The organism is Rhodanobacter soli (assembly GCF_039523495.1).
Lineage (GTDB): Bacteria > Pseudomonadota > Gammaproteobacteria > Xanthomonadales > Rhodanobacteraceae > Rhodanobacter > Rhodanobacter soli.
In genome coordinates this window covers 1,310,228-1,323,068 of record NZ_BAAAFK010000001.1, presented here as the reverse complement: position 1 = coordinate 1,323,068, position 12,841 = coordinate 1,310,228, and the positions used below count along the sequence as shown (strand labels likewise).

The 12,841-nt window shown below is 62.7% G+C and carries 10 protein-coding genes and 1 tRNA gene; 1 reads left to right on the top strand and 10 read right to left on the bottom strand.

Features of this window, described 5'->3' with window-relative positions; genetic code table 11:
• Nucleotides 1-11: 11 nt before the first annotated feature.
• The 4 genes from pilV to ABD024_RS05980 all read right to left on the bottom strand — a co-directional run bounded on the left by pilV (nt 12) and on the right by ABD024_RS05980 (nt 3,634).
• A complete protein-coding gene (pilV, locus tag ABD024_RS05995; protein WP_425543125.1) occupies nt 12-524 on the bottom strand; it encodes a type IV pilus modification protein PilV in 513 nt (170 codons plus the stop codon).
• Entirely contained in the window at nt 524-1,162 is a 639-nt protein-coding gene (locus ABD024_RS05990; protein ID WP_343850652.1) for a GspH/FimT family pseudopilin, read from the bottom strand. Before ABD024_RS05990 ends, pilV begins: the two co-directional genes overlap by 1 nt.
• 179 nt (nt 1,163-1,341) lie before the next feature.
• Nucleotides 1,342-3,207 (bottom strand): diguanylate cyclase, encoded by a 1,866-nt coding sequence (locus tag ABD024_RS05985; protein WP_343850650.1) that lies wholly within the window; start codon nt 3,205-3,207, stop codon nt 1,342-1,344.
• A 229-nt stretch (nt 3,208-3,436) separates the two neighbouring features.
• Nucleotides 3,437-3,634: a hypothetical protein gene (locus ABD024_RS05980; RefSeq protein WP_343850648.1), complete on the bottom strand. Its 198-nt coding sequence runs from the start codon at nt 3,632-3,634 to the stop codon at nt 3,437-3,439.
• A 684-nt stretch (nt 3,635-4,318) separates the two neighbouring features.
• Here ABD024_RS05980 and ABD024_RS05975 point away from each other — a divergent pair.
• The gene (locus tag ABD024_RS05975; protein ID WP_343850646.1) at nt 4,319-5,377 is read left to right on the top strand and encodes a PIN domain-containing protein; all 1,059 of its coding nucleotides are present in this window, start codon (nt 4,319-4,321) and stop codon (nt 5,375-5,377) included.
• A gap of 172 nt (nt 5,378-5,549) precedes the next feature.
• Here the strand turns inward: ABD024_RS05975 and ABD024_RS05970 are convergent, their stop codons facing one another.
• The 6 genes from ABD024_RS05970 to ileS form a co-directional block, all read right to left on the bottom strand.
• Nucleotides 5,550-6,455, bottom strand: a complete 906-nt coding sequence (locus tag ABD024_RS05970) for a hypothetical protein (RefSeq protein WP_343850644.1) — start codon at nt 6,453-6,455, stop codon at nt 5,550-5,552.
• 387 nt (nt 6,456-6,842) lie between these two features.
• Nucleotides 6,843-7,787 (bottom strand): hypothetical protein, encoded by a 945-nt coding sequence (locus ABD024_RS05965; protein WP_343850641.1) that lies wholly within the window; start codon nt 7,785-7,787, stop codon nt 6,843-6,845.
• 177 nt (nt 7,788-7,964) lie between these two features.
• Nucleotides 7,965-8,040 (bottom strand) — tRNA-Thr (locus ABD024_RS05960).
• A 91-nt stretch (nt 8,041-8,131) separates the two neighbouring features.
• Nucleotides 8,132-9,094: a 4-hydroxy-3-methylbut-2-enyl diphosphate reductase gene (gene ispH / locus ABD024_RS05955; RefSeq protein WP_343850639.1), complete on the bottom strand. Its 963-nt coding sequence runs from the start codon at nt 9,092-9,094 to the stop codon at nt 8,132-8,134.
• Between the two features lie 105 nt (nt 9,095-9,199).
• Entirely contained in the window at nt 9,200-9,700 is a 501-nt protein-coding gene (gene lspA, locus ABD024_RS05950; protein ID WP_343850637.1) for a signal peptidase II, read from the bottom strand.
• Between the two features lie 183 nt (nt 9,701-9,883).
• Nucleotides 9,884-12,745, bottom strand: coding sequence for an isoleucine--tRNA ligase (gene ileS / locus ABD024_RS05945; RefSeq protein WP_343850635.1), 2,862 nt, complete (start codon nt 12,743-12,745; stop codon nt 9,884-9,886).
• Nucleotides 12,746-12,841: the final 96 nt, after the last annotated feature.

Below are 12,841 nucleotides of genomic sequence, written 5' to 3'. Positions count from 1 at the left end.
GGGACGGCGGCTCATAGCATGGCCCTGGTGATGACTTTCTGGACGCTGCTGCCGCCTACACCTGCGCGGCTGTCGTCGAAGGTGATGGTGACGGTGCAGTCGGCGCTGGAGCCGGTATCGGTGCAGGCGACCAGGCCGGTGGTTGTGGCCGCCGCCCCCAGACTCTGGCCAAGCTGGGTGCACCACTGGGCAAGCTGGGCGCTGGCCAGGGTTCCCGCGCTGGTGTCAGGGCAGTTATTGGCGGCGACCGTGGTGTTGTAGGTGCCAGCCCTGGCCGTGTTCATATCCGCCCGCATGGCATCCAGGATCGAATAGCTGGAGATCGTGGCCATGCTGCGCGCCATCGCGCTGTTGTTGGTGGACATCGACATCGCCTGCAACGCGGCGATGCCGAGGAAGGCAATGGATAGCACCAGCACGGCGACCAGCACCTCGATCAGGCCGACGCCGGACTGCAGGGATCGCCGGCGTGCGCCGGGCCTGTTCGCTGAATGCTGTGGCATGAGGGTCTTCGGGCTGTTCATCACGAGGGGCAGCTTCCCGAGGTGGTGGTGGTCGTGAGGATCGAGCCGGCCGTCATCGTGATTACCCGATGGTTGTTGGTATTCATCTGGCTGGTGCAGATGTCCACGACGGTGTCGCTATACGGGGCCGTCGTACCTACCTTGCGCGCCAGTCCCTGTGCCGTGAAACGCAGCGCCGTCATGTCACCGTTGAGCTGGATCGGCGAGACGATGCCGCCAGTGCCGGCCAGCACCGGGCTGGGTGCAGCCCCGCTCAGTGCATAAACCGCCCCGGCTTCCGTGCCGCAGGCGCCGCCCAACGTGTCGCTCGTATTGGCGCCAGACGAATTGCTGCAGAGCTGGGTGTTGGAGTTGCGCTTGACCGCTTCCATCCGCGCAACGTTGATCGCATTGACGATGTCGTTGGCGGTAGTGGTGAGCTTGTTGGAAAGCGTGATGTTCTTGAAGCTCGGCACCGCGATCATGAGCAGCACCAGGGCGATGACCATGGTGATCATCAGCTCGACCAAGGTAAAGCCGCGCGCGCGCCGCCGCGCCGCAACCCGTACTGATCCGCACCCCGGTGAGCGAACGCCGGCATTCCCCGGCCCGCGCACTCCGATCAACGAGACGCCTCGCTGACGCGACAAGACTTGCATGGAATTCTCCCTGATACCCCTGCAGCCACTGTACCTATCGGCCCCGGCCCGGCCAGCCCTCAGCCGACCAGCGGTAGCAATTGCCCGACAAGCGGCTGGCGGCGACGCCGGAAAGGTGATCGGGGTCACGTGCGCCCGACCGGGGTGACTGCGATCACGTCGCGGCCATTCCCGGATCGCTACGGGGCGGCCTCGACCCGGTTCCTGCCGTTGTCCTTGGCGTGATACAGCGCCGCGTCGGCGCGCCGCACCAGGGAGGCCACCCCCGTATCGGCAGGCACCAGTTGGGCGACACCGAGGCTGATCGAGAGCTGCAGTTCGACGCCGGCGACCGTCGGTCGCGCGGCCGCCACGTTGGCGCGCAGGCGCTCGGCCACCTGCAGGCCACCTTCGAGATCGGTATCGGGCAGCACGACCAGGAACTCCTCGCCGCCCATGCGACCGAGCCGATCGAACTGGCGCAACGCACTCTGGCAGGCCTGGACGATCTGCTCCAGCACCTGGTCGCCGGCCGGGTGACCGTGGCTGTCGTTGACGCGCTTGAAGTGGTCGATGTCGAGCATGATCACGGCCAGCCCGCGATGGGCACGACGGGCGTCGTCGACGGCCACGTGCAGCATGTGTTCGATATGACGGCGGTTGGAAATGCCGGTCAGTGGATCGGTGAGTGCCAGCCGGTGCAGGCGACGGCTCTGGCGCAATTGCCGCCACGCCAGCCACAGCATCAGCAACAGCAGCACGCCGGCAAGCAGGATGGCCAGGCTCTGCCAGCCGCGAACGCGCTCCAGCGCGGCCAGTTGCTGCTCCTTGAGCGCCTGGTCGGCAGCCAGTTTGCGGTTCTCCAGCTCACGCCGTTCGGTATCGAACTGGTAGCTCATCAGCGTGGTGATCTGGGTCTTGGCCATGCGTGCCAGTGCGGCATCGGCCTTCATCTTGAGCCTGAGATCGGCCAGCGCGGCGGCAGGCTTGCCCAACGCCTCCTGGTTTTTCGAGCGCTCCTCGTACAGTTCGGCCAGGTAGCGCATGTTGTTGCTGTGCCTGACGTTCGCCTCGGCAACGTCGAACTCGCGTGCAGCCAGTTCGTGCTGGCCCAGACCCGCATGGGCCTCGGCCGACTGCAGAGCCAGCATGCCGGTGTTGGACTTGTCCGAGACGGCGTTGAATTCCCTGGCGGCTTGCTCCAGATACTGCAGCGCCTCGGCATACTGCTGCCGGACATTGCTGCTCTCCGCCAATGCCAGCAGAGCGGAGCCCACGCTTTGCCGCGAGCCGGTTTCACGCGCCAACGCCAAGGCCTGCTGCAGGGGCGCAACGGCGGCCGCGGCATCGCCCCGTTCAGTCGCCAGAAACCCCAACTGCAGGTTGACCACCATCTGTTCCTGCTTGTCCTGCTTGCGCTGCGCCGACGCCATTGACTGGCGCAGGTAGTCGCCGGCCTTGTCGTATTCGCCAAGTCGTCGATAGATGGTGGCGATGCTGATGAGGTTGGATTGTGCGGCCGTCGTATTGCCCACGGTTTCATAGAGGCGCTGCGCCTCCAGAAAATCGAACAGCGCCTTCGCCTGCTCGCCCAGCAACGACTGGGCACTGCCGCGCCAAGTCAGTCCATCGGCGACCAGGCGAGCGTTTTCCAGGCGCCGGGCAATCCGGATGCCCTCCTCGTAGGCCGGCAGCGCGTCGCGCTCTGTGGTGACCCTGCTCTGGTAAAGGCCGCGGCAAATCTGGAAGTTGGCCTCCGCCTCCAGGTCGCCTGCCTGACGGGCCTGCTCGATGCCGCGGCCTGCATAGGCATAGCCGCCGTTGACATCGTTGTCGAACGCCAGGAAGCAGTACATGTATTCGTACCGGCGCTGCCGGTAGGCATCATTGGACGGCAGCAGGGTGCGCAGGCGATCGAGGGTCTGATCGACGGACGCCTGGGTGTTGAGGGCTACGTCACCGTTATCCAGTTGGCGGATGAGCTGGTCGAACGCCGCCGTGTCGCGCACCGATGCCTGCGCTGCCGGTTCGGCATGCGCACACAGTGTCGTCGCCAACAGCAACACCAGCAAACCTGGCAAACCACGAAATAGTCCGGACAACACGCTCCCCAAGAAAGTCGATTCAGGCTCTCCATGTCCGGACGGCGCAGGCCGTCGCCTCGTTATCGGCCGGGTCGCGAAAAACCTGAGGTGCGCCCCAAGAACGGTTCAGGGGCTGAGGTTTCCTCACGAATCCTTTCGATCAATCAAGACGTTGCATGCACATTGAAGGAACAGCGAGTGAATGGCGCGGTCATTCCTCACGGGTTACGAAGCCGGATGCCACCACGCCATGCGCGCCACCGAAGTATTGCAAAAGCGCCTTGGCGATGGACTGAAGAGATGCATGCGCATGCGTGCCCGAACGCTGCTGCATGCCGCCGATGCACTGACGCTCGATCATCGCCTGACGTTGGGACTTGGCCCGCTCGTGGCCGGGTGCCAGGCGCATTCGCGCGCCATTCAAGGCGCTCGGTCGCCTGTTGGGCAATCGCCATCTGCATCAGACCACTCCCAACCATTTGCAAGCCACCCAATGCATGCGCCCTCACGTTATAGCTCGCTGAGGTCGTGGCCGGCGGCCACGGTGACGTGATCACCACAGCAGGAACTGTCCCTGACACCTTTTCTGAAGAATAGGTGTTATGTGTCGCCGGAGAATTACCTCGGGTGCGCCTCAGGATCCACCGAGGCCTGCCAATTCGGATACCGCTGAGAGCTCCAAGCGGAGGGTGCGCTGCGGGGATACTGAGGATTCCGCTACCGTCCCCTGCGGTCGCGACAGGATCACGCAGCGTACCCACGACGAGAGCGCCTCAGGGGAGACGCGGAGGTGCTCGACTTGATCGCCTCAATCGACCGAGCGTTATCGGCAATGTGTTGCGTCGATCGGTTGAGTCCGCCGTCAGAAGCGGCCCGTCGACTCCGCGCATCGACGGGACGTGCAGTCGAGTGTCACCGTTCTACAAAGCTCCACCGTATGGCACGATCGATCAAGGATTGATAGGCCGTTCTTGCGCTCGCACATAGCCGTGCATCTGTACCTTCAGAGCTAGAGCATTCGTTGGCAGACATCTACAGCATTCAAGATAGTGAATGACCAACAGAGTTTTGGGTCAGGGAGCGCAAGCCGAAAATGTTTCATATCCTCATCGACACAAGCGTCTGGCTTGATCTCGCCGCAGATCAGCGCCAATCGCCGCTACTAGATGTGCTGCTTGAGCTCCTCAAAGAAAGGCAGGCGACGTTAATTTTGCCGCAAACCGTCGTTGATGAGTTCCACAAGAACCGGGAGCGCGTCGCGAAGGTTAGCGCACGCAGTCTCGCAAGCCACCTCGGGCAAGTCAGGGACGCAATCAAAAAAATTGACGGTGAAAAGCGTCAGAAGGAGCGAGTGCTCGACTTCCTAGCTGACGTTGACCATCGCATCCCGCTTCTGGGTGGTGCGGCGGAGGCCACGCTGCAGCGTATCGAGCTGTTATTCAAAAAGACGACCGTGATCAAGCCATCCGATCAAGCGAAGTCGCGGGCCGCGGACCGAGGCATCAATCGTAAGGCACCGTGCCATCACGAGAATAAAAACTCAATGGCTGACGCCGTGCTCATAGAAGCTTACTTCGAGTACGTTCGGTCAAATGCTAGTGCCGGCGAACGATTCGCTTTCGTCACTCATAACAAGAACGACTTCAGCCTTGCGAGCGGTAACCAGAAGATGCCCCATGCAGATATCGCTGCGGGGTTCTCTAAGATCAAGTCGATGTATTTTATCAACCTCTCTGACTGCTTGCGGCGGATTGATCCTGTGCGCGTGACCCAACTTATGTGGGAAAGAGAGTGGGATCAGCAGCCACGAGGACTTACTGAGATATTGAAGTGGATGGACCGTCTCACTACGCAGGTTTGGCACAACAGGCACATGAACCGCGAATACTGGGTCGAAAGAGGCAAAATGAAAATCGTCACGCGGGACGAATGGGAAGATGCACGCGACAAGAACGGCCGACACAACCAAGACCTCATCACCGATGATATTTGGAAGGGCGCGTTGAAAGCAGCGCGCTCTGCTGAGAAACGTTTAGGACCTGGAGCTGAAGGCGCAGGCCCCTATAGCGATTTTGAGTGGGGCATGATCAATGGAAAGCTATCGGCTCTTCGTTGGGTGCTTGGAGATGAATGGGATATGCTCGACACGTAAAGACTCAATCGATTCGGCAATTTTTCAGCCAACGATTATTAATAGAGGGACGGCTAAGCTCGAGGCAGGCCTCGAATTCAACTCGGACGAGACGAAACTTAGATTTCATCGGATCATTTTATTTAGCCGGTTCCTTGCCTAGGCCCACTTCGGGTTGAGACCGAAACTCTTTTCAGCGCGCGCGCCTGAGAGACGTACGCAGATCTTCATTGTAGTCAGGCCCGTGGTGCCGAGTAATAAGATAGGCGAACACTTCACGCAAGTCTCGGCGAAGCCACATGTAGTCACCATAGAGAATAGGTGCTACGGGAGTCTCTCCATACCGACTGGAAGGGTGCAACGTCATCACTCGTTGCTCGTACAGGTCACCGAAGTACTTGTCTTCCGGCCCGGGCGTTGCGATGCCAAAAGCTTCGTTGAAGTGCGCGTGCACCCATTTCGCGACATCGTGGGCGGAGGGGTTGCGAGCGCCGTCATTGACGAGTTCTTGTTGAATCTTCGAGAAGGACGCGTCCAAAGCAATAAAGCAAGCGATCGTGGCTTCCTCTTGAAACTCTCGATGGCAGGCAAGCATGTCAGCCTTCATGAGCGCATGCATGCCACGAAGGACGAGGTAATCGGGTGGGTTGAACGCTTCCCAGAACTCGAGTAGGCGATCTAGTAGCAGTTGGGACGGATCAAACAGGTCGTACTTTCGGCTTGGTTTGTAGGGGAGTCTGCCGCCTTGGCTGTCCGTGCAATTGGATAGATCTTCAAGTAGGAACTGGCGAATCTCTCCGACAACTTCGGCCCTATCTAGTCGAAGGCGACGCGTATCCAGACGACGCCTGTGCTCGGTCTCGGGATAGAAGTTGCAGCGGCGTTCGCCACGACGTTCACAGAGCATGAGCGCCGCTACAAGACGCAGGCAATCTGGTGAGAGCCCCCGAAGTTCACTGTATGGGAGCTCTGCGTCTAACCTTTGCCACGAGCCGCCCCATACCACCGAGAATACAAGTTCAGGGTCAGCGTGGAAGACGCCACCGGGGACCATATGGGTTCCTTCGGGATACTGACCTAGCGTGTTGAAGATCGTCACGTTGTAACCAAGCCACCCGGACCGGTGCCTGGCACGCTCACCCTCAAGCCAACGAAGGCGCCCTTTCGGACGGTATGTTTTGTCCTTCATCCTCGTTTACTCAAAAGTGGCGCCGCTTGTCGCGGCGGGACTGCAATATCTTTAGCTGAGCCACTGCATGTCCGGTTCGGGCAGCGGATTCAACCGATCGACGTCGGCTTTCGGCTGATCGTACTGGTTGGCGGGCTGTCATCGCCGATCGGTCGCGTGATGCATGCAAACGGGGTGCACGCAGGTGTTCCCCGCGGAGGGCGTTAGGTGTGCCCAAGGGGGCCTAGGGGGGGGATTCGCGATGGTTGGTCTATCGAGGCCCCTTCGGATTTTTTCGTTATTTCGGGGGCAGTGAGGCTAGCTACGCTGCGTGTATTTCTCGGGTGGATCTCCATCGCTGGCGAAGTAGTAGAACTTCCTACCTTCTGGATTCCTATTTGCGAACCGCCAACAGAACCGCGCCTGCCTCTTGTCACCAAGGAAGTCGCTGTACTCAAGAGCACCGTAGAACCAGAGCCAAGCTTCATCCTGTCGTGTAGCCGTCAACTCGTCATCGGAGAGCTCGATTCCGTAATCAAGACCTGTGCGAAAGGTCCCCCCGGGCACGATCACTGCCGCATGGCTGAGACGGTCTGAGCGCCAGTACATAGGACTCGCCGGCAACTCTTTACATATTGCCCATCCTACGGAAAGGCGGGTCAGGAACGCGGGCGTACGCCCATCGTTGCTGAACTCGATGGCGCTCACCGCTGAGTATTTAGAAGGGGGGCCATCATCTACCCACCCTGAGTAGGGCTCCTCCTCGCCTATCAGCTCGCTTGTGGCCAAAAGCTGATCAGGTGGGACTGCTCGGATAACTGGCAGTTCAATCCCGATGGCTGCCCGGGCATTGAGCTCAGCTGCTTGCGCTGCACTGATCGCAGCTGCGGACGCTGCACCAGCATCCTTGACAGACTTGCTGATGAGGCGCAATTGCCAAACAAAAAGGGCGAGCTGTAGCAGCGCAACGCAAGCCATCAGAGCCGCCAGCCAGATGGTGAACTGACCGTTCCTTTGCTCCCAAGCGCGGTGTCTCGCTGCGTCAACTCTCTCTAGCGCATCCTGAGGTCGCTCTAGGGTGGTGACTACAAACGGAGCACCATCAGTACCGATGCGCTGCTGGCTGGTTTGTGGCGTTGAAGCAGCGGCAGGTCTGGGAAGTGTCTTCTGATCCGTGCCAGACGGCATTCCTTGTGCCGCTGAGCTGCACCAAATAACAGTCAACATGAGAAGGCAGATGAGCGCCTTTCGTGTGATCTTCATGCGGTCCTTCCCCCGAGACGCAACATTACCCTAAGAGTACGCGTCCGGAATCGGTTGCCAGAAACGAAGAAGCCCCGAGGTCTCCCTCAGGGCTTCTTCAAGGTGTACTAGAGAGGTGTACTAGAATCAGGCAAGGCGTAATGCTTAAGTGCTTGATTTTATGCAACTTTCAACAGATGGTGCCGGAAATAGGAATCGAACCTACGACCTACGCATTACGAATGCGCCGCTCTACCAACTGAGCTATTCCGGCGGGAGAGCCGGCGATTTTACGGGGAGGGGCGTGGCGGTGCAAGGGCAGTGACGGACAGTGCCCGGCCCGTGGAGTGTCGTCGGCCCACCGCTCAGACGTTGGCGGAGCTGCTGCTGCCGACCACGCGCAGTTCCTTCGGCAGGGCGAAGGTGATGTTTTCCGGCTCGCCATCCAGCTCGCGCACCTCGCCGGCGCCCCACGACTGCAGGCGGGCGATCACGTCGCGTACCAGTTTCTCCGGAGCGGAGGCGCCGGCGGTGAGACCGATGCGCTTGACGCCGTCGAGCCAGCTGCGCTCGATGTGTTCGGCACTGTCGATCAGGAACGAGCGCACGCCCTGCTTCTCCGCCAGCTCGCGCAGGCGGTTGGAGTTGGAACTGTTGACCGAGCCGACCACCAGCATCAGGTCGACCGCATCGGCGAGCCGGCGCACGGCGTCCTGGCGATTCTGCGTGGCGTAACAGATGTCGTCCTTGCGCGGACCCTCGATGTCAGGGAACTTCGCGCGCAACGCTTCGATGATCGCCTTGGTGTCGTCCACCGACAATGTGGTCTGGGTAACGTAGGACAGCTCGTGCGGGGATGCCGGCGCCAGTGTGGCGACGTTCTCCAGCGATTCGACCAGCAGGATCTCGCCGCTGTTGGCCGGGTTCCACTGGCCCATCGTGCCCTCGACTTCCGGATGGCCGGCGTGGCCGATCAGCACCACGCTGCGGCCGATGCGGCCCAGTCGCGCCACCTCCATATGCACCTTGGTGACCAGTGGACAGGTGGCGTCGAAGACCTTGAGATGGCGCTGCCCGGCCTCCTCGCGCACCGCCTGCGACACGCCATGGGCGCTGAAGATCACGGTGGCGCCGTCGGGCACTTCATGCAACTCCTCGACGAACACCGCACCATCGGCACGCAGCTTGTCGACCACGTAACGGTTGTGCACCACTTCGTGCCGCACGTAGATCGGCGCACCGTACGACTCCAGCGCACGCTCGACGATGGCGATGGCGCGATCGACGCCGGCACAGAAGCCGCGGGGGTTGGCGAGCAGAATATCCAAGCTGACCTCGATTCAGAATTCTGCAGGAGACCGCTCGCGAGCAATGCATCTTCTGATGCGGCGATAAAAGCATCGCCCGCGAGCAGGCTCCTGCGAAGACTGCAATTATCGCACGCCGTCCCCGGGCTTGCCGGTGAACAGGCCGAACGCGATCAGCATCACGGCGCCCACGGTGATGCCGCAGTCGGCGATGTTGAACACCGGGTAATTCCACTGGCGGAAGTACACGTGGATGAAATCGGTGACCTGGGCCGCATGCAGGCGGTCGATCAGGTTGCCGATCGCGCCACCCACGATCAGCGCCAGCGGCAGGCTCGTGCGCCAGTCGCGCCGCGGTGTGCGCGCCAGCCACGTCACCAGCACGCCACTGATCACCACCGCGAGCAGCACGAAGAACCAGCGCTGCCAGCCGGCGCCGCTGGCCAGGAAACTGAACGCGGCGCCGCTGTTGAACGCCAGCGTCCAGTTCAGGAAACCGGGAATCACCGGGTGCGGCACGCCCATCGGCTGCAGCGCATGCACCGCCCACCACTTGCTGAGCTGATCGAGCACGATGACCGCGGCGGACAGCCAGAGCCAGGAGAGAGCGTTGGGTTTGGGGTGCATGAGGCCTATCCTGAGCGGAGTATCCAGACCGTTCGCCCTGAGCGTAGCGCGGCGTACGCGGGGAGCGACCATGGACGGTCGCGGGTTGAGGAGCGAGGAAGTCGAAGGGCCTTGCGCGCGGCAGGCCCTTCGACTTTGGCCCTGCGGGCCTGCGCTCGGGGCGAACGGGTATTTTTTCGAAGCCTAGAACCAGCGACGCGTCTCGCCCCGCCCCGCCACGTTCTCCACGCAGCGGCTGCACAGCTCCGGGTGCTCCGCGTGGCTGCCCACGTCGTCGCGGCGGTGCCAGCAGCGCACGCACTTGGCGGCGCCGCTGACGTCGGCGCGGACCCAGGCTCCGGCACCGTCCAGTTCCACCTTCACCGCACCGTCCGTGCGCGGCGTCGATGGCGCCAGGGCGAAGTCGGAGGTGATGAAGAAGAAGCGCAGTTCGTCGGCGACTTCGGCGTAGCGCGACTGCACCGCGGCGTCGGCATGGACCACCAGCTTCGCTTCCAGCGCCGCGCCGATCTGCTCGGCCTTGCGCATGCCTTCGAGCACGCGCGAAGCGCTGTCGCGGATCGCCAGCAGGTCGCTCCAGTAGCGCCGCTGGTCCGGCGAGTTCTGGGTGGCGGCCAGGCCGTCGTACCAGGTTTCGAACAGCACGCTGTCGCCGCGCTCGCCCGGCATGGCCTGCCAGATTTCCTCGGCGGTGAAGCTGAGGATCGGCGCCAGCCAGCGCACCAGCGCTTCGGCAATGCGGTACATCGCACCTTGCGCGCTGCGCCGGCCGCGGCTGTCGGTAGGCATGGTGTAGAGCCGGTCCTTGGTGATGTCCAGGTACAACGCGCCCAGCTCGTTGGTGCAGAAGTTCTGGATGCGCGCCACCACTTCGGGGTAGTCGTAACGCTCGTACGCGGCGGTGACCGCCTGCTGCACGTCGTACGCCTGCTGCACGGCCCACTGGTCCAGCAGCAGGCTGTCTTCCACCGGGATCAGATGCTTTGCCGGATCGAAGCCGTCCAGGTTGCCAAGCAGGAACTTCGCGGTATTGCGGATGCGCCGGTAGGTGTCGGAGACCCGCTTGAGGATCTCGTCGGAGACGGTCATCTCGTTGCGGTAGTCGGCCGAGGCCACCCACAAGCGCAGCACGTCCGCGCCCAGCGTGTCCATCACCTTCTGCGGCGCCACCACGTTGCCCAGCGACTTGGACATCTTGCGACCGTTCGCGTCCACCGCGAAACCGTGCGTGAGCACCTCGTCGTAGGGTGCGCGGCCGTGGATCGCCGCCGAGGTCAGCAGCGACGACTGGAACCAGCCGCGATGCTGGTCGGAACCTTCCAGGTACATCACCTTGTAGTGCGACGCCGTGCCCTGCTGCAGTTCTGGCCGCTGGCCGATCACCGCGTAGTGCGTCACGCCGGAGTCGAACCAGACGTCGAGCACGTCGGTGACTTTCTCGTAGTCGTTCGCGTCGGCGCCGAGCAGCTCGGCCGCATCCAGCGTGAACCACGCGTCGATGCCGCCCTGCTCCACCTTCTGCGCGACCTGCTCCAGCAGCGCGACGGAATCCGGGTGCGGCTCCTGCGTGGCCTTGTGCACGAACAGCGCGATCGGCACGCCCCAGGTGCGCTGGCGCGAGATGCACCAGTCCGGACGCCCGGCCACCATGCCGGCGATGCGCTCCTCGCCCCAGCCCGGCACCCAGCGCACGTTCTTGATCGAGGTCAGCGCGGTCTCGCGCAGCTGCGCCTGCTCCATCGAGATGAACCACTGCGGCGTGGTGCGGTAGATCACCGGCGTCTTGTGCCGCCAGCAGTTCGGGTAGCTGTGCTCGATCTTCGCGAACGCCAGCAGCACGCCGCGCTGGCGCAGCAGGTCGACGATGGCGTCGTTCGCCTTCCAGATATGCATGCCGCCCAACACGAGCGGATCGGCGGCCGGCGTGTCGATGCGATAAGTGCCGCGCGGCTCGATGTAGTTGAGCAGGCCGATGCCGTACTCGCGCGCCACCACGAAATCCTCGACGCCGTGATCGGGCGAGGTGTGCACCGCGCCGGTGCCGTCCTCGGCGCTGACGTGCTCGCCGAGGATCACCGGCACTTTGCGCGGGTAGAACGGATGGTGCAGCTGCAGGCCTTCCAGTGCCCTGCCCTCGGCATTGCCCAACACCGTCGCCTGCCCGATGCCGTAACGCTGCGCCGCCTTGTCGACCAGCGCGCTGGCGACCACCAGCAGCACGCGCTTGCCGGCGCGCGACGGGCCTTCGATCAGCGCGTATTCCAGATCGGCGCCGAGCGACACCGCCTGGCTTTCCGGCAGCGTCCACGGCGTGGTGGTCCAGATCGGGATGGCCGCGATGGCATCGTCGGCGTCCACGCCGAACGTCGCCGCCAGCGCGTTCGGATCGACCGCGTCGTACGCCACGTCGACCGCAGGCGAAACCTTGTCGCCGTATTCGATCTCCGCCTCGGCCAGCGCCGAGGCGCAGTCGAAGCACCAGTACACCGGCTTGGCACCGCGCACCACGTGGCCGTTGGAAACGATGCGCGCCAGTGCGCGCAGCATGTCGGCCTCGAAGTGGAAATCCATCGAGCGATACGGGTGGTCCCAGTCGCCGAGCACGCCGAGCCGCTTGAAATCGGCGCGCTGGGTATCGACCTGCTCGGTCGCGTACTCGCGACACTTCTGCCGGAACGCGGCGGCGTCGAGCTTGTCGCCCGGTTTTCCGTACTTCTTCTCCACCGCGATCTCGATCGGCAGGCCGTGGCAGTCCCAGCCCGGCACGTACGGCGCGCGGTGGCCGGCCAGCAGCTTGGACTTGACCACGATGTCCTTGAGGATCTTGTTGACCGCGTGGCCGATGTGGATCGGGCCGTTCGCATACGGCGGGCCGTCGTGCAGCACGAACACGCTGTCGCGATGCGCGGTCTTCTGCTGGATCTGCGCGTAGCGATCGACCCGCGCCCACTCCGCCAGCCAGCCGGGCTCGCGCTTCGGCAAGTCGCCGCGCATGGGGAACGCCGTCTGCGGCAGGTTGATCGTGCTTTTGTAATCGTGGGTCATTGCGTGGATGCCGTCACTGAGCTGTTGCCGCCCGCCAGATGGCAGGCAAAGAAGGGAAAGTTAGTCGATTTCGACCCGTGCCGTAATGCCCGCGTC

Excerpts from the sequence above, each read along its gene's own strand:
- ileS (WP_343850635.1), bottom strand. The coding sequence starts at position 12,745 with ATGACCCACGATTACAAAAGCACGATCAACCTGCCGCAGACGGCGTTC.
- ABD024_RS05965 (WP_343850641.1), bottom strand. The coding sequence starts at position 7,787 with ATGAAGATCACACGAAAGGCGCTCATCTGCCTTCTCATGTTGACTGTT.
- ABD024_RS05980 (WP_343850648.1), bottom strand. The coding sequence starts at position 3,634 with ATGCGCCTGGCACCCGGCCACGAGCGGGCCAAGTCCCAACGTCAGGCG.
- pilV (WP_425543125.1), bottom strand. The coding sequence starts at position 524 with ATGAACAGCCCGAAGACCCTCATGCCACAGCATTCAGCGAACAGGCCC.
- ABD024_RS05975 (WP_343850646.1), top strand. The coding sequence starts at position 4,319 with ATGTTTCATATCCTCATCGACACAAGCGTCTGGCTTGATCTCGCCGCA.
- lspA (WP_343850637.1), bottom strand. The coding sequence starts at position 9,700 with ATGCACCCCAAACCCAACGCTCTCTCCTGGCTCTGGCTGTCCGCCGCG.
- ABD024_RS05990 (WP_343850652.1), bottom strand. The coding sequence starts at position 1,162 with ATGCAAGTCTTGTCGCGTCAGCGAGGCGTCTCGTTGATCGGAGTGCGC.